The following is a 16,099-nucleotide window of genomic DNA, read 5'->3' as shown; positions in this document are numbered from 1 at the left end:
TATGCCACTAAGCCTGCTTTTTCACAATTATACCAAAGTGTTTTAATTGCTTTCACGCAATCCTTTAACAAGCTCAACACGATCTTGAAAAGGATCTGCGCCTATAGAAGCTTTAGCGTCATTTTGAATATTTAAAATTTGCGGTTCATAAAGGTCAAATTTAGGCCAAAATTCTAGACTCTCTGAATTTGGATTACCGGTTTTCACAAAGTTAATAAAGTAACTCGCTGACAGCTCACTTGCTTGTTTATCAAGTGCAGTCAGAGCTTGTTGATATTTTGCCTCTACTGTATTTAAAAAGTACGGAATTTCAGTAGCGTGCGGAGCGCCAGGCCACTGATTTCGCATAGATTCTGCGACATAAGAAAATCTATAGACCCAAGCTGGCAAATCATGTTGTCTAAACTGGGTTGCCAAATAATGAGCAGGTTCATGCATCATCTTATCTGCACCGTGATACATATTTAGCATAGTAACATCGGTGTTTCCTTTTGGATCATATAGCATTTTTGCCATCTCAGCTTGAGCACCGAACTGTTCGAAAAATGCGGCTTTTGAAGGCGCGAACCCAAAACCTATATCCATACTTGTGGTACCGATAATAAGTGGAACTTTACTAAAATTTCCTTGCGAGAATGCGCTTTCAGGGTCTTCTACAGACGTTTCACCATCGACCAATGGACCACCGGCATAGGTTTGCTGGTTACCCATAGAAGACATATTTAAGCCATCAGTGACTTGTTCAGCAGATAAAGCTCTAAGTGCTTCTAGCGCTTCAGGGCCCTTACCTTGAATACCGTATTGCTCGGCAAAATTAACCCCATACCATTCAGCAGACTTACGGTCACCAATAGCCTCAGACACTTTCCTAGGCCCCATTAAGGGTCCACGACCACCTCCTGACATTACGATTGCTTGGTGAAACTTGCCTCCGGCTTCTTTGGACGTTAAAAGGTTGATTACCGAACCTCCACCGGCAGATTCTCCCATAATTGTCACTTGTTCTGGGTTGCCTCCGAAAGCAGAGATATTGCGTTGGACCCAACCTAGCGCAAAAACCTGATCCATATATCCGTAATTACCCGAACCGCCTTCTGACGCAGTTAACGCAGGATGTGCGAAGAAACCAAAACGCCCTAAACGATAGTTAAAACTAACAAAAACGATATCTTGTTGGGCAAAATAATCACCACTATAGACCTCTGGTGAAGAGCCACCATTAACAAAACCACCACCATAAATCCAAATTACCACAGGTAATTTTTTGTCGAGATTTTCAGCCTTGGTCCAAACATTTACAAATAAACAATCTTCTGCAGGTTCAGTTCCCAAAGGCGCTGCATCACTTGGAAAGGGCTTTTGCATACAATCAGCCCCATAACTTGCTGCATCTAAAGTATCCTGCCAAGGTGTAGGGGATTGAGGAGCAGCCCAACGCAAATCACCTACAGGTGCTTTCGCAAAAGGAACGCCTTTAAACGACAAAACGCCATTATTGGCCTCGCTACCCTGTATTTTTCCGGATTCAATCTTCACAATCATAGGGGTGTTTGGATCTGTAGTCTGTTGTTGGTCTGTCGAAGACGCTGGATGTTTTTGAGTGTCACAAGCCGCCAAACCTACACAAAGAAAGATGATAGAGATAAAGAGTTTACAATGATACATAGAATTTTGATTTCCGTTGAGTTACAACCTGTACGGTTTCTGCGCTTTAATTAGACTGAATCTAAATTTACTCAATGACAAGATTGCAGACTGATATATTGTTATATGTTTTTAAAATCAAACTGGCTCAAGAAAGTTCTGTTTATTTTGAGATAGCTGACTCAGACCACAAACAATATTTATGCCATGGAATAAGAACTGCATCGTTTTTTAAAATACTTAATGCAAACTTAAGTGTCGTTTCTAAATTAGCTTATGTTTCTAACTTTAACCACTAGGAGTGATTGTATGCGAACCATAATACCCTTTTTGTGCATGCTTTTTGTGTTTCCAGCCCAATCAAATGATCTTCCATCCCCCTCATTGGAATTTGTTTTTAAAGCTTTCGTCACTTTGGACCCACCACAAGAGTTAGGAATGACCAAGTATGGCAAGCGGCGAATTATAGGCATTAATGGAGGTTCCTTTTCGGGTCCAAAATTAAAAGGCAAAGTGCTCTCGGGCGGAGCAGATTGGCAAACGGTGAGAAACGATGGTACTGCTGATTTAGTTGCCAAATATAGTATTCAAACTGAAGATGGCCACATTATTTACGTGCAAGATAGTGGGATTCGCACCGCTTCGCCTGAGATATTGGCTAAACTTGCCAAAGGTGAACCCGTTGCAGCTACAGACTATTACATGCGTACAATAGCAACCTTAGAAGTTGCAGAGGACAGTCCTTATGCCTGGCTAAACAAAGCGGTTTTTATTTCTACTGGTCGTCGCAATGCCGATAGCGTTGAATTGGATTTTTATATGGTTAAGTAGCTAAATTTTAGACAATAGTTTTCCGCTTTAAAAATTGCGTTACTAGTCTAAAACGGCATCTACCAACGCAGTATCAAAATATTCGGTAACCTGAATAATTTTGCCATTTTCAACGGTCATTACTTGGCAATAGGTATTGTTATATGCTTTTCCTTCGTGGGTTTCCGCTTGGCCCTTGGTTTGTATAACCACAGTATTACCTTCGCATATTACATTCTCGATGGTTGATGTAATCCCTGCTTTCAGTTGCCCAAACAAAGGACCTAATAAATCATTTAATAACGCTTGTTTGCCCTTGAAGGTACCGGAAAATTTTGTCGAACCTATATTTGTCCAAATAATTTCATCTGAAATTAAACTCAAACAGGTATCCATATCACCACGACCGCCTGCCGCATAAAATTCTAAAACAATTTCTTTATTGTCCATCATTGAATTTTCTCTCCTTTGACTCTTTTTAATTTAGGAGTTTAACTATTAATCATTGAGTATAAGCCGCTAACGCTAGTTTCTCATCATACGCTGACATTTTTGTAATTCAAATGTTGACATATATCTGTGTATTTAGGTGATTTTATAACACAAGGGTTATGTATTAATATTCAGCTTTAACATCTTCCATTGCAAAAGGATTTTTATAATGAGTCAGTTTTCCCGAAAGATAACCCCCTTTGTAGAATCTGAGATTCAGTTATCCCAAATTCATTTTGAAAATAAGGATTATGAAAGAGCTTTCCAGCATTTGGAAAATGCGCATGTTTTAGGACAAGAATCAACATGGTGGCATGTAAAAGTCCATGTGTTGATGTTCAAATGGGCATTTAATCGTAAAGATATAAAAGAAATGCTTGGTCAAATTGTGCGGATAGTAGGTGCAGCCACTAAAACAGCCATAGGATTGGTTCCCATTGGAAATACAGGGGGCACAAACATAAGCCCTTTCAAACCTCTACCTTTAAAGCCTGATCACCAAGCTGCAATCCAGTATGCCAAGGAGTCTAATTAAATTGGCAGTCAGTTAAACTTGTCACTGAGATGGCAAAGCTTAGGCTATATGAGAAAAATCACCTAGGAATTGGCTGGAAATAAGCGAGCTAAGGCCGTTTAATCACGGCCTTTTAGTTTGTATGCTTGCTTCATAGTGTGTTTTACAAACTTGCCGAAAGATTTTTCTTTCGCGCGTTTTTCAGCAATAGATGCAGAGTTATTCGCTTCCTCTCTTATAAGTTTGTGGTAGCTGCTTAATCGACGTTGGGTAATTTGTCCGCTTTCTACCGCGGTTATTACCGCGCACCCCGGTTCGTTGATATGTTGGCAGTCTTTAAACCTGCATTCCGACGATAAGCCTTCGATGTCGGCAAAAGTCGCCGAGATCCCTGTCTCACAATCGGCAAGTTGCAACTCACGCATACCCGGCGTATCTAGAACTAAACCACCATTCTCAAGTTTTAAAAGAGAACGACTGGTGGTGGTATGCCTGCCTTTGGCATCCTGCAATCGAATTTCATTGGTTAACTGCTGAGGTTTTCCAATAAGCGTATTGGTTAACGTTGACTTACCTACTCCCGATGAACCAAGTAACACACAAGTTTTACCCAGGCTAAGCCAAGGAGAAAGTGTGTCTAAACAAGATCTTTCAAACGCATTCACCGGAATTACGGCTAAGGTGTTGTCCATAGCTAAAATTTGCTGTTGCCACTCTTCAGTAGAAGTAACCAAGTCACTTTTAGTTAAAATAACTACTGGCTCAACGCCTGCTTCATTGACCAAGGATAAATATCGCTCTAATCGATTAAGATTAAAATCGAGATTCATCGACATCAAAATAAAAGCGGTATCTACATTAGAAGCGATAAGTTGAAAGCGCTGCTGAATGCCAGCAGCCTTGCGTTTAAAGCATGACTTCCTGTCCAACAGCCGCAAAAAGTTCTGTTCTTTATCCAATAATACCCAGTCTCCTACCGTCATCTCTGGCATCGAATGGTGGACGGGAATACTAATATTAGAAGTATCTGTTGTAGCTGTTAAAATTGATTTTTGTTGCTCAAATATACGAGCAGGAATGGTTTGTTCCCATTCTTCAAGGGTAAGTTGTTGTTGAAAAAATGGTGACCAACCAAGTGAAGTTAATGATTGAAAATTTGTCATCGCAAACCCTTAACACATAAGTTAATAATAATGGTAAGGGGGCATTAGCCCCGGTTATAAACCGAGCAAAATGTAAGTAAATTTATCTCTTATGCTCGGTCAGGCTTGCTACTATCATTTGCATTCTCCTAACCGTTTTATTGCGACAACTGCATTGTAACCCTATCACTGAATTTATCAAACTTTCCCCTGTGAAACCCATCAAAATAACTGCTTCATTTGCCCCAAGAACATTTCCGTTTTTGTTGAAATTCATGATACATTGAACATCAAATATATAAATAACCATCCAAGGCAACTGTGGGCACTCACAATTTTCATGCGGATCCTCGCAATCAAGACATTCTCATAAACATTAATGGCCAATTATTTCCTAGAGCAGACGCTAAGATATCCGTGTTTGATAGCGGTTTTATATTGGGTGATGGCGTATGGGAAGGCATTCGCATGCATGAGGGAAAATTGGCCTTCATCAATGAGCACATGGAGCGGCTATATAAAGGTGCCACGGCTTTAGATATGGATATAGGACTGAGTAAACAACAATTGGTGAAACGCATTTATGATACCTGTGATGCCAATCAAATGTCTGACCAAGTGCATATTCGTTTAATGATAACCCGAGGTGAGAAATCTACGCCTTATCAAGACCCAAGGGTGACAATCTCTCCGCCCACCATAGTCATCATTGCTGAATACAAAGAACCTATTGCTCCTTCTTCTAAAGGTGTTCGTTTATTCACAACTCATGTGAGGCGAGGATATTCTGACGTACAAGATCCAAAGCTCAATACACATTCCAAATTAAATTGTATTTTTGCTTGCATTCAAGCATCTAAAGCTGGCGTAGATGAAGCATTGATGTTGGATCCTCATGGCTTTGTTGCTACCTGTAACTCAACCCATTTTTTTATCGTGAATAAAGGTGAACTCTGGACATCCACAGGCGATTATTGTTTAGACGGTATTACCCGCAGTAAGGTGATTCAAGTTGCAAAACAAACCTCTATTCCTGTGTTTTGTAAAAACTTTACTTTATCGGATGTTTATTCAGCTGACGAAGCTTTCATAACAGGGACTTTTGCCGGACTTACACCTGTGGCTGAAGTGGATGGACGAACCATCGGCAGCGGTGAATCACCTATTATGAAACAATTACAACAGGCATATGTGGCATTGGTCAAATCTGAAACGGGTCAGTTAATATGACCATCAGAATAGCCATGTGGTCTGGACCACGTAATATTTCTACAGCCATGATGCGCAGTTGGGAAAATAGACCTGACTGCACTGTGGTAGATGAACCTTTTTATGCTTTTTACCTAACACATTCTGGTAAACGCCACCCTATGCAAGAAGAAGTACTGGCGTCTCAAGACAGTAATTTTGATAACCTAGTAAAAATGCTCACTGAAGGTGACGTCAGTCAACCTATTCAATATCAAAAACATATGACTCAACATATGCTTGCTGATGTTGACTTATCCTGGACCAAACAATTACGCCATTGTTTTTTAATCCGAGATCCTGCTGCAATAGTGTCTTCTTTCAGTAAAAGTATGACGAACGTCAGTACGGAAGATATTGGAATTTTGAGGCAGGCTGAACTCTATACGCTTTTAAGTGAACAAAGTGAAACCCTTATACCGGTTATATCATCTGAAGAAGTGTTGAAAAATCCAAGATCAGTATTACAACAGCTTTGTCATGCCCTAGAAGTCCCTTTTGCAAACGAAATGCTCGAATGGCCAGCGGGCAAACGTTATACTGACGGCGTATGGGCCCCCCACTGGTATGCAAATGTTGAAAAGTCCACAGGTTTTGGTCCTGCTATTGAAAAAGAACTAAGATTGAATGATTGGCAACAACGCATTGTGGATGAAGTAATGCCAGCTTACGAAACCTTAGCGAAACGAGCTATTAAAGCGGACTAGCTCAATCTTTTAGTAAGGGTTTTAGCATATTTTCGAGGCCGTTCACTTTTACTTCATGAATAAGGGCTAGTTGTTCTCCTAGTTTGCCAGCTGGAAAACCCTGATTGTGAAACCAAACCAAATAAGGCTCAGGAAGGAGTAAAAGTTTACGCCCTGCATATTTTCCAAACGGCATAGTTTGGTTGATAGCTTCAAGTAATTGGGCCTGCTGTGAATCCGTCAATGTCTAAATCCTAAGATCAATAGTGTCAAGCAACAATGTTTCCTATGTGTACAAAAACAAAGATTAATTCGCCCTAACTAAAAAATGCTGTATTTGTTTTACTCTTATTCTTTTTGTGCCACCGGCTCAAAAAAATACGACTAATAAAATACGATATTACAATGAACAACACCACACTAATATCCATTAGTAAATAATAAAAAAGAGGTTCATAGTCCATTATTATTTACCACCAATGTCTTTTCTTGATACTGTGTTTGAGGGATTTCCATTTTTAATACTGGATCTATGGGGGAAGCGACTATTGCTAAAACCATCCAGAAAAAAATCTGCCAATACACCAAGCCTATGATTAAATTCTAGGTATTGTTTTTCCGATAATATTTCAAATAACAAAGGTTTTAGTTTACGAAGTTGCACAAATGCATAAGATCGCCAATCTTTACTAAGTAACGTGTCACATATGACTTCTTCGAGATTTAACGCAACACGCAAATATATCTTTTTAGTGCTTTCAATAGAGTCACACCGCCCAGCTAACCATAACCCTAAATGAACGTATTTATTAATGGTCAAAATATCTCGTTCAGGATCTTGGTTTCTAATTGCCCGTTCGTAACAGTCTAATTCAAAAGAATACATCTCACCCTCTTACAATCTAAATGATAATGATTTTTATTTAGATTAATTCATGGATTTTGCTTTGTCAAAGGCTTTATTGTCCTGTTTGGGGATGAGGTATTGTTCTTATTTCAGTGGTTCAAAATAAAAAAGCCACCAGAGAGGTGGCTTTAAGCATGCAAATAAACAGTTAAAACATGACGGCTAGTTTTTCACCACAAATGTAGCATGTTCTTGTGTCTGCTCTACACTTGAAACCACCTGTGGTTGTTCCTGCGTATTCGCATGTGGTTGAGCTAATGCAAAGATATACAAAGTAACAGCTAAAATTGCATAAAAGATACCTGATAACTTCCGTTTCATAATAGATCCTCGCTTTTAAAATCTAATCGAATGTGTTGTTGAGTGGCATATGTGCCAATCTATGCAATCTCTAATACAGAAAATATGCCAAATTCTATCTATTTGTTTTTTATACTTTTTTTGTTTGTTGCGTTTTGATGAAAGTTTAAAAAGTGGTAAATTTGCTTATAAAATCGTGGATTCGACTATTTGGACAGTAAATGAAGAAGTTATTTTAACCTTGGTTTTGCTCTATTGCGCATCCAAAATTTTGCTTGTTCGTCATGTAGAATTTCCTCTTCTACGGTAAAGGTTTTATCTGCGATGATTTCACCATCCAACTCAATTGTCATGCGCCATTCACCCAATTTATCATCAATAGGCTCCCACAGGGTATCGCCTAAATAAAAATGCCAGTCATTACTTTTTATGTATTCTTCACCATCGAATGGTGGCATTGGGATACCTTTTTTGTCCGGAATATTAGGATGATAAATGCAATACTTAATCTTTTTATTTTTAGCGCGCTTCACATTTATCACCATACCAAACTCAATGTCGATTTGTGCAGGAATTAGCGTGGTGAATTGGCGTATTTTCGGAAGCGCTTTATCTTGTGAATCCCATTGGGTATAAATACCATAGCTCACTAATTCAATTACAGGATTTCGTTTAGCCATAAAAACAAAATTTAGCTCAGATAAAAATTAAATGATAGCAAACTAGACCCTGTTTATCTTTACGGCTCGAAATAAATTTTAAGCCAAAGATTGCGAATCAACATATAAGTATTGTAGCTTTGTATATTCATACGCAGTAAACACTCAAGACAGGAGGAAATTATGAGTAAAACAGCATCGGATTTGTCCTTTTTCGAAGAAATGTCAGATGTCACTCCATTAAAGCCTGTCAACACTCGCTATACAAATAGCCCGAGTAAGCCTAGTCTTGCACAGACGCTAAAAAAACAAGCCATAGAAAAACAAATAGCATTAGATGACAATGGACTTAGTATCGAGTACGTGCAACCAGTAGATCCATTGGATTTTATCGCCTATAAAAAAGATGGTGTGCAAGAAGGCGTATATAAAAACCTGAGGTTGGGGAAATATCAAATAGATGCTCGTTTAGTAATAAAGCATCTAAACTTTGAAGACGCACGATTAACCATCTACCAAAATATTCAAGAATGCTATGCGCGAGGGGTGCGTACCCTACTAATTGATCATGGCATGGGCAAACAGTCAAAACCCTTCCCAGGATTTATGAAGAGTTATGTAAATCAATGGCTCAAGGAGATTGAGCCCGTGATTGCATATCACACAGCTTTAAAACATCATGGAGGCTTAGGTGCTGTCTATGTTTTGCTGAAAAAGCACCCCACACAAAAGCTAACGAATAGAGAGCGTCATCAAAAACGCTAAGCTACTAGCCTAGCGTTTTTCTTGCGTTTCTAAAGATTCGCATCCAAGGACTATCTTCCTGCCAATCGTCTGCACGCCATGAATTAGTAACAGCTCTAAATACACGCTCTGGATGCGGCATCATGATAGTTGAACGACCGTCTAACGACGTCAAACCGGTAATACCATCTACGGATCCGTTAGGGTTGGCCGGGTATTGTTCAGTCACTTTGCCATAGTTATCAACGTACCTTAGTGCAACCTGATTATTTTGCGTAATGGCCGCTAATTGATCAGGTTTTGCAAACTCTGCTCTGCCTTCGCCATGTGAAACTGCGATGGGCATTCTAGAGCCTTGCATTCCCTGCAAAAAGACAGAAGGAGAATCTGTGACCTCAACCATGGCAAATCTGGCCTCGAAGCGCTCAGACATATTGGTCACAAAATGCGGCCAATGTTCTGCACCCGGAATTAGAGATTTTAAGTTTGACATCATTTGACAACCATTACACACACCTAAACTGATGGTGTTTTTATTGGCAAAAAATTCCGCAAATTGATGTTTTACCTTGTCATTAAACAAAATAGATTTGGCCCAGCCTTCCCCTGCCCCGAGTACATCTCCATATGAAAAGCCGCCGCAAGCAACCAAGGCGTCAAAGCTAGACAATTCTTGTTTGCCACGATCTAAATCGCTCATATGAACATCAACAGGTTCAAACCCAGCTCGATGGAATGCAGCCGCCATTTCAACATGAGAGTTAACACCTTGTTCGCGTAAAATTGCTATCTTAGGTCTTGCACCTTTCAGTATAAAAGGCGCTGCAACATCAGCATTAATATCGTAGGTTAAATTGGCGTGCAAACCTGGATCTGCTGAATCCATTTTGGCCTGATTTTCTTGTTCAGCGCAAACAGGGTTATCCCGTAAAGACTGCATAGCAAAGGTAGTATTAGCCCATAACATGCGCATAGCAGTGCGTGAATCATTGAAAATTTCTGCACCCTGGTACTTAATTTCAAGATTATCAGTTGTATTTAAGGTACCGATGTCGTGCCAAGCATTGCCTAGTTGATGATTTGATAAAATACCTGCAATAACCTCTACATCCGAGGCTTTTACTTGTATTACTACACCAATTTCTTCGTTAAACAAGATACTCGCTGCAGAATTGCCTAAACCAGAAATATCTAATGAAATACCGGTTTTACCAGCAAATGCCATCTCAAAACATGTGGTCAAAAGACCACCATCTGATCTGTCATGGTAAGCCAATGCTAAAGATTTTTGGTTAATTTCTTGCAAAGCATTAAATAGGTTTAACAGTTCCTGTGCCGAATCTACATTTGGCGTTTCTTGCCCAAGCGCACTATACACTTGAGCTAAACAACTTCCGCCTAGACGTTGCTTTCCATTTGCACCATCAATAAAGAGTAAACGTGTATCTCCCTTATTGGTGCGTAATTCTGGCGTTAAGGTTTTACGTACATCTTTAACTGCCGCGAAGCTGGTAATCACCAAGGATAATGGCGCAGTAACCGATTTATTTTCATCTTCTTGCTGCCAAGCAGTTTTCATTGACATACTGTCTTTACCAACAGGAATCGTAAGCCCTAATGCTGGACACAATTCTTCTCCTACCGCTTTCACGGCAGCATACAAACCTGCATCTTCGCCAGGGTGTCCTGCAGCAGCCATCCAGTTTGCAGACAGCTTTACACGTTTGATATCACCAATATTGGCAGCAGCTAGGTTAGTTAAGGATTCAGCCACCGCCATTTTCGCTGAGGCTGCATGGTCAAGCAAGGCGATAGGTGTTCGTTCACCTAATGCCATAGCCTCACCGCAATAGGTATCAAATGCAGATGTGGTCACGGCCACGTCTGCCACAGGCACTTGCCAAGGACCGACCATTTGATCTCTAGAGACCATGCCTGTGACTGTGCGATCCCCTATGGTAACCAAAAATGTTTTCTCTGCGATAGTCGGCAATTGCATTAAACGCTGTGCAGCATCTGCAATGTCTAATGTATCTAGGTTTATCTGATCACCCTTTGATTGCGTGGAAACAACGTCTCGGTGCATCTTGGGTGGTTTGCCTAGCAAGACTTCTAATGGTAGATCAACCGGCTTATTGCCAAATAATTTATCGCTAACCGTTAGGTGTTGTTCTCGAGTTGCTTTACCAACAATCGCAAATGGCGCTCGCTCGCGTTCGCAAAGTTCAGTGAAAAGTGCCATGTTTTCTGGTGCAACGGAAAGTACATAGCGTTCTTGTGATTCATTACACCAAATTTCCAAAGGTGACATACCACCTTCATCACAATGGATATTTCTAAGTTCAAAGATACCGCCACGCTCGCCATCATTCACTAATTCAGGAAATGCGTTGGATAAACCACCTGCACCTACATCGTGAATAAATTGTATGGGATTTTGTTCGCCCAATTGCCAACATTTGTCGATAACTTCTTGGCAACGTCTTTCCATCTCTGGGTTATCTCGTTGCACTGACGCAAAATCAAGGTCTTGGTTACCTTGGCCTGAAGTGACCGAAGACGCCGCACCGCCACCTAAACCTATATTCATTGCTGGGCCACCAAGCGCAATTAGATTTGCGCCCTCGGTAATGGTCCCTTTTTCAATATGCTCCCGGCGAATATTACCCAACCCACCAGCAAGCATAATAGGCTTGTGGTAGCCACGTACTTCAACACCATTAAAACTATCTACTTGCTGTTCGTAGGTTCGAAAATATCCAAGAATATTAGGTCGACCAAATTCGTTGTTAAAAGCAGCGCCCCCCAAAGGCCCATCAATCATAATGTCTAACGCACTGACTATTCGATCGGGTTTTCCATAATCTTTTTCCCAAGGATGTTGCTGATTGGGCAATTTAAGATTAGAAACGCTAAATCCAACTAATCCGGCTTTGGGTTTTGAACCTATTCCAGTTGCCCCTTCGTCACGAATTTCACCTCCGGAACCTGTAGCAGCACCAGGAAATGGGGAAATTGCCGTAGGGTGGTTGTGAGTTTCAACTTTCATTAATATATCGATGGCTTCGTGATGATAGTCATAGATATTGCTTTGCGCATTCGGGAAAAAGCGTCCGGCTTCCCATCCAAGCATAACCGCAGCGTTATCTTTATAGGCTGAAAACACAAAATCAGGCGTTACCTCAAAAGTGTTTTTGATCATCTTAAACAGAGACTTTGGCTGTTCAACACCATCAATAGTCCAGTCAGCATTGAATATTTTGTGTCGACAATGCTCTGAGTTTGCTTGAGCAAACATGTAGAGTTCAATGTCGTTAGGATTGCGATTTAGTTTTTTAAAGTTTTCGACTAAATAATCTATTTCATCTTCTGCTAGGGCTAATCCTAGCTTGATATTTGCTGAGGCTAAAGCTTCTCTGCCACCATTTAGAATATCTACCGAAGTGACAGATTTAGGTGAATGTTCTTCAAACAACGCCGAGGTTTTATTGATATCTTCAATGACATCTTGAGTCATTCGGTCATGTACCAAGTCTGCAAGCACACTATTTGCATTTTGTGAGCTAGACTCAAAATAATACATTATGCCCCTTTCAATTCGACGCACTTTGCTCAAACCACAGTTCTTTGCAATATTGGTTGCCTTACTCGACCACGGTGAAATGGTGCCCGTTCTAGGAACCACCAGAAAACTCTGTGAAAACTCTTTCTCATGGCTAGAAATTGGACCATAAGTTAACAGGTTCGCAAGCACTTCAGCTTCTTCATCATTTAGGTCATCACTAAGGTCCACAATATGAACATAGCGCGCTGCAATATCCTCAAATTGAATATTCTGTTGTGATAGTTGATCCAGAAGTTTGGATTTAGCGAAAGGCGAGAGTGCGGTTGAGCCAAACAATACAAGCATGTTTTTTTTCCATTCACAAAAGGGGGAGCCATTAGAAAGCATGGCAAAATTTTGGTTGGCAATTATAGTGGAAGTCAGCTTAATTGATAAGCCAAGATTGCGTATTTATTTGTTTTTTGACAATATCTGATAGTGACTTATGTAACACTGAGATTCTGTTTGTCGTGACGTTGATGAAAATGCCATTACGAAAACGCGGTTTAGCACTGATTTTAGCCAGTTCAATGGTTCTGGTGAGCTGTGCTAAATATAGCTATGAGTCTACTTTAGGTAAAATTTTAGACGAAGGTGTCATCAAGGTAGGGAGTCTGTATGGCAGCACCTCTTATTATAATGGTGCCACTTCTCCTGAAGGCTTTGAGTACGAGTTAGCAAAAGGTTTTGCAGAATACATAGGTGTGAAACTTGAAGTTTATCCCTTTCACAGTTTTGATGAACTGGAGCAACAGTTAGACGCTGGCCGTATCGACATAATTGCTGCAAACGTTACTATGACAGAAAGGCGTAAAGAGTCCTACAAATTTGGTCCCTCTTACCAAAACACAATATTTGAACTGGTTTATCAAAAAGGTGAAAACCGGCCTCGAAATATCGAACAATTAGAGGGTGACATTACCATCCCGAAAAATGGGCTTTATCGAGAAGTCTTATCTAAGGCTACGCAATCTACCAACATTAATTGGCAAGAAACCAACGAAAAAGATATAGAAGAATTACTCGAAATGGTCGCCAATGGTGAACTTGAGTATACGGTGTCTGATTCAAATATTTTAAATATTGCTCGTCGCCGTTTCCCCAATTTAGGCATAGGATTTTCCCTAACTGAAACTTTACAAATCGGTTGGGTATTGAACAAAAAAACCGATGACTCCTTAAGAGCCGCTTTGTTGGAATATTTCGGCGCCATGCAAAAAGACGGAAAATTGTCAGCTTTGGAAGATCGATATTTTGGCCACGTGCGATCATTCGACTTTGTTGACACTCGCGCCTTTATGCGTGCTGTGCAAAGCAAATTGCCTAAATATAGAGAAATGTTTGAAGCCCATGCTGGCGAGTTTGATTGGCGTTTGTTAGCTGCAATTTCGTATCAAGAGAGCCATTGGAACCCCAAAGCAATTTCGCCCACCGGGGTTCGAGGCATGATGATGTTAACTCAGGGAACCGCGAGGGACATGGGCGTATCCTCCAGAATAGACGCTGAGCAGAGTATAAGCGGAGGGGCGCGGTACTTTGCCAGTTTGTTGCGACGAATCCCGGCTAGAATCCAAGAACCTGACCGATTATGGATGGCAATGGCTGCTTATAACGTAGGTCTAGGTCATTTAGAAGATGCTAGAAAAATCACCGAAGCCCTGGGCTTTAACCCAGATCTTTGGATCGATGTGAAACAACATTTGCCGCTACTACGGCAAAAAAAATACTACAAACATACCCGTTTCGGTTATGCTCGCGGGGATGAGGCGGTCAATTACGTTGAAAATATAAGACGTTATTATGACAGTTTAATATGGTTAGAATCTCAAGAAAGCTTACCGACAGAAGAAGATGAGTCTCCTATGGATGATACCTCTGAGCTACCAATTTTACAGGAAGTCGCTGAAAATCCTGCTGAATCTTCAAGTTAAAATACACATATGCACAACTTAAGTGCAATTATTTTGAACTTTCCCCTTGTAAATTGTCATAAAACCACAAGATATCTGTAATAAAAATGGTGCATATATTGCTTACATTTACACTAGCACAAATCTGAATGAACGATTTTTTAAAATGAAGCGGTCTATTCAAAAGAGTTAGCTAGGCAAATTTTCGGGTTAAACCAAATTGAAATATGTGCCGATAACAAGATACAAACAAAACAGAATGAGATTATGATGAGAAAACCAAGAACATTTAAAAATACAAACCGCAGACGCGCATTAGTGAAGAAAGTACACAACAAGGTATTATTAAGACGTAAACAGTTTACCGCTTTTGAATTAGACGGAGAATTCCAAGAAGCCTGCTAATCTATACGCTTCAAGGCTTTTTTCTCCGCCCTTCGACGGGCGAAAAATGCTGATAGTAAACTTCCACATTCCTCCTTTAATATTCCCCCAGTCACTTTGAATTGATGGTTTAGCTGCATATGTTGGCTTAGATCCATAATGCTGCCACATGCACCCGTTTTTAAATCCTCAGCTCCAAAAACTAAATGCTCAATACGACTGTGCACTAAAAAACCCGCACACATGCTGCAAGGTTCAAGGGTGACATATAAGGTGGTACCTGGAAAACGGTAGTTTTTAAGCTGCTTGCCTGCAGCCCGAATTGCGCCAATTTCCGCATGAGCGGAAGGATCGTGGTCAATAATCGATCGGTTAAAGCCAGTACCAATAACCTTTCCTTCATGTACCAAAACAGCGCCCACAGGCACTTCATTTATTTGTTCTGCAAGTCTCGCTTGCTCCAACGCTAAACGCATAAAATTTTGATGTTCTATCATACAAGTATCAACTCAGCTTTTAATTGGTTGATTTAACCAAATATTAGTCAAAGTAGCTATTAAAGATTTCCCCCAATTTATGAAGGAAATAATATATCTATATTTATCATGTAGTTACATAGTGGCAAGCGGCTTGCAATATCTGACTTTATCACTGAGCAAGTAAATTGGAAGCGTCAAAAGATTCGTAAGGTCAAACATAATAAAACAATTCGATTATGACCTTTTACACATGACCTTTAATTCGCAGCTTGATTAAATTGTTGTATTACATTTTCAAGGAGAAATTGTCATGAATATGACCGCTGTCGCTATTATTGCACTAATTTGTTTGATGGTAGTTAACATAGTGAAAACTGTGCAAGCAAAGGAACACCGTAAAAAAGATAACGCTGAACACAAAGATTTGCAGGACTACACAAAAGAAATTGAAAAACGTCTTGAAGAAATGAGCGAACGAATTGCAACCCTTGAAAAGATTGTAACGGATGAAAAGTATCAGTTGAACAAGGAATTTGAAAAGTTATAAGCCTCTCCCAAGGCAAATCGCGCCGCAGG

Annotated in this window: 16 protein-coding genes; 7 read left to right on the top strand and 9 right to left on the bottom strand. The window is 40.2% G+C overall.

Features of this window, described 5'->3' with window-relative positions; all coding sequences use genetic code 11:
* Window positions 1-42: 42 nt before the first annotated feature.
* Window positions 43-1,665: a carboxylesterase/lipase family protein gene (locus ACNKW3_RS13765; RefSeq protein ID WP_427399886.1), complete on the bottom strand. Its 1,623-nt coding sequence runs from the start codon at window positions 1,663-1,665 to the stop codon at window positions 43-45.
* Window positions 1,666-1,953: 288 nt separating this feature from the next.
* Between ACNKW3_RS13765 and ACNKW3_RS13760 the strand changes: the two genes are divergently transcribed.
* A complete protein-coding gene (locus tag ACNKW3_RS13760) occupies window positions 1,954-2,475 on the top strand; it encodes a DUF3237 domain-containing protein (protein WP_427399885.1) in 522 nt (173 codons plus the stop codon).
* Window positions 2,476-2,517: 42 nt separating this feature from the next.
* Here the strand turns inward: ACNKW3_RS13760 and ACNKW3_RS13755 are convergent, their stop codons facing one another.
* Window positions 2,518-2,907, bottom strand: coding sequence for a nuclear transport factor 2 family protein (locus ACNKW3_RS13755; RefSeq protein ID WP_427399884.1), 390 nt, complete (start codon window positions 2,905-2,907; stop codon window positions 2,518-2,520).
* A gap of 205 nt (window positions 2,908-3,112) precedes the next feature.
* Between ACNKW3_RS13755 and ACNKW3_RS13750 the strand changes: the two genes are divergently transcribed.
* The gene (locus ACNKW3_RS13750; RefSeq protein WP_427399982.1) at window positions 3,113-3,481 is read left to right on the top strand and encodes a DUF3703 domain-containing protein; all 369 of its coding nucleotides are present in this window, start codon (window positions 3,113-3,115) and stop codon (window positions 3,479-3,481) included.
* A 98-nt stretch (window positions 3,482-3,579) separates the two neighbouring features.
* On the opposite strand, the gene rsgA is transcribed toward ACNKW3_RS13750, so the two are convergent.
* Window positions 3,580-4,623, bottom strand: a complete 1,044-nt coding sequence (rsgA, locus tag ACNKW3_RS13745; RefSeq protein WP_427399883.1) for a ribosome small subunit-dependent GTPase A — start codon at window positions 4,621-4,623, stop codon at window positions 3,580-3,582.
* Between the two features lie 300 nt (window positions 4,624-4,923).
* On the opposite strand from rsgA, the gene ACNKW3_RS13740 reads away from it, so the two are divergent.
* Complete coding sequence (locus ACNKW3_RS13740) at window positions 4,924-5,832, top strand: aminotransferase class IV (protein ID WP_427399882.1); 909 nt, start codon at window positions 4,924-4,926, stop codon at window positions 5,830-5,832.
* Window positions 5,829-6,557: a hypothetical protein gene (locus ACNKW3_RS13735; protein WP_427399881.1), complete on the top strand. Its 729-nt coding sequence runs from the start codon at window positions 5,829-5,831 to the stop codon at window positions 6,555-6,557. The genes ACNKW3_RS13740 and ACNKW3_RS13735 overlap by 4 nt, the downstream gene beginning before the upstream one ends.
* A 1-nt stretch (window position 6,558) precedes the next feature.
* On the opposite strand, the gene ACNKW3_RS13730 is transcribed toward ACNKW3_RS13735, so the two are convergent.
* From ACNKW3_RS13730 to ACNKW3_RS13715, 4 genes are all read right to left on the bottom strand, one after another.
* Entirely contained in the window at window positions 6,559-6,780 is a 222-nt protein-coding gene (locus ACNKW3_RS13730) for a DUF3820 family protein (protein WP_427399880.1), read from the bottom strand.
* Between the two features lie 222 nt (window positions 6,781-7,002).
* The gene (locus ACNKW3_RS13725; RefSeq protein WP_427399879.1) at window positions 7,003-7,422 is read right to left on the bottom strand and encodes a hypothetical protein; all 420 of its coding nucleotides are present in this window, start codon (window positions 7,420-7,422) and stop codon (window positions 7,003-7,005) included.
* Window positions 7,423-7,605: 183 nt separating this feature from the next.
* On the bottom strand, window positions 7,606-7,764 hold the full coding sequence (locus ACNKW3_RS13720) for a hypothetical protein (RefSeq protein WP_427399878.1): 159 nt from the start codon (window positions 7,762-7,764) through the stop codon (window positions 7,606-7,608).
* Window positions 7,765-7,973: 209 nt separating this feature from the next.
* Window positions 7,974-8,423, bottom strand: a complete 450-nt coding sequence (locus ACNKW3_RS13715) for a DUF3859 domain-containing protein (RefSeq protein ID WP_427399877.1) — start codon at window positions 8,421-8,423, stop codon at window positions 7,974-7,976.
* A 162-nt stretch (window positions 8,424-8,585) separates the two neighbouring features.
* Here ACNKW3_RS13715 and smrA point away from each other — a divergent pair, with 162 nt between their 5' ends.
* On the top strand, window positions 8,586-9,167 hold the full coding sequence (gene smrA, locus ACNKW3_RS13710; RefSeq protein WP_427399876.1) for a DNA endonuclease SmrA: 582 nt from the start codon (window positions 8,586-8,588) through the stop codon (window positions 9,165-9,167).
* Between the two features lie 4 nt (window positions 9,168-9,171).
* Here the strand turns inward: smrA and purL are convergent, their stop codons facing one another.
* Entirely contained in the window at window positions 9,172-13,056 is a 3,885-nt protein-coding gene (gene purL / locus ACNKW3_RS13705; RefSeq protein WP_427399875.1) for a phosphoribosylformylglycinamidine synthase, read from the bottom strand.
* A 173-nt stretch (window positions 13,057-13,229) separates the two neighbouring features.
* Here purL and mltF point away from each other — a divergent pair, with 173 nt between their 5' ends.
* Window positions 13,230-14,681, top strand: a complete 1,452-nt coding sequence (mltF, locus tag ACNKW3_RS13700) for a membrane-bound lytic murein transglycosylase MltF (RefSeq protein WP_427399874.1) — start codon at window positions 13,230-13,232, stop codon at window positions 14,679-14,681.
* Window positions 14,682-15,061: 380 nt separating this feature from the next.
* On the opposite strand, the gene tadA is transcribed toward mltF, so the two are convergent.
* Window positions 15,062-15,541 (bottom strand): tRNA adenosine(34) deaminase TadA, encoded by a 480-nt coding sequence (tadA, locus tag ACNKW3_RS13695; RefSeq protein ID WP_427399873.1) that lies wholly within the window; start codon window positions 15,539-15,541, stop codon window positions 15,062-15,064.
* A gap of 292 nt (window positions 15,542-15,833) precedes the next feature.
* Here tadA and ACNKW3_RS13690 point away from each other — a divergent pair, with 292 nt between their 5' ends.
* Window positions 15,834-16,070 carry a hypothetical protein gene (locus ACNKW3_RS13690; RefSeq protein WP_427399872.1) on the top strand — a complete coding sequence of 79 codons (237 nt, stop codon included), beginning with the start codon at window positions 15,834-15,836 and terminating at the stop codon, window positions 16,068-16,070.
* Window positions 16,071-16,099: the final 29 nt, after the last annotated feature.

Origin of the sequence: Glaciecola sp. 1036 (assembly GCF_050306235.1) — a bacterium.
Lineage (GTDB): Bacteria > Pseudomonadota > Gammaproteobacteria > Enterobacterales > Alteromonadaceae > Glaciecola.
Note: the sequence above shows the minus strand (reverse complement) of the source record. Positions and strands in the feature narration are given on the sequence as shown.

Excerpts from the sequence above, each read along its gene's own strand:
- ACNKW3_RS13755 (WP_427399884.1), bottom strand. The coding sequence starts at position 2,907 with ATGATGGACAATAAAGAAATTGTTTTAGAATTTTATGCGGCAGGCGGT.
- ACNKW3_RS13725 (WP_427399879.1), bottom strand. The coding sequence starts at position 7,422 with ATGTATTCTTTTGAATTAGACTGTTACGAACGGGCAATTAGAAACCAA.
- smrA (WP_427399876.1), top strand. The coding sequence starts at position 8,586 with ATGAGTAAAACAGCATCGGATTTGTCCTTTTTCGAAGAAATGTCAGAT.
- ACNKW3_RS13715 (WP_427399877.1), bottom strand. The coding sequence starts at position 8,423 with ATGGCTAAACGAAATCCTGTAATTGAATTAGTGAGCTATGGTATTTAT.
- mltF (WP_427399874.1), top strand. The coding sequence starts at position 13,230 with ATGAAAATGCCATTACGAAAACGCGGTTTAGCACTGATTTTAGCCAGT.
- ACNKW3_RS13765 (WP_427399886.1), bottom strand. The coding sequence starts at position 1,665 with ATGTATCATTGTAAACTCTTTATCTCTATCATCTTTCTTTGTGTAGGT.
- ACNKW3_RS13735 (WP_427399881.1), top strand. The coding sequence starts at position 5,829 with ATGACCATCAGAATAGCCATGTGGTCTGGACCACGTAATATTTCTACA.
- ACNKW3_RS13690 (WP_427399872.1), top strand. The coding sequence starts at position 15,834 with ATGAATATGACCGCTGTCGCTATTATTGCACTAATTTGTTTGATGGTA.
- rsgA (WP_427399883.1), bottom strand. The coding sequence starts at position 4,623 with ATGACAAATTTTCAATCATTAACTTCACTTGGTTGGTCACCATTTTTT.
- purL (WP_427399875.1), bottom strand. The coding sequence starts at position 13,056 with ATGCTTGTATTGTTTGGCTCAACCGCACTCTCGCCTTTCGCTAAATCC.
- ACNKW3_RS13760 (WP_427399885.1), top strand. The coding sequence starts at position 1,954 with ATGCGAACCATAATACCCTTTTTGTGCATGCTTTTTGTGTTTCCAGCC.
- tadA (WP_427399873.1), bottom strand. The coding sequence starts at position 15,541 with ATGATAGAACATCAAAATTTTATGCGTTTAGCGTTGGAGCAAGCGAGA.
- ACNKW3_RS13720 (WP_427399878.1), bottom strand. The coding sequence starts at position 7,764 with ATGAAACGGAAGTTATCAGGTATCTTTTATGCAATTTTAGCTGTTACT.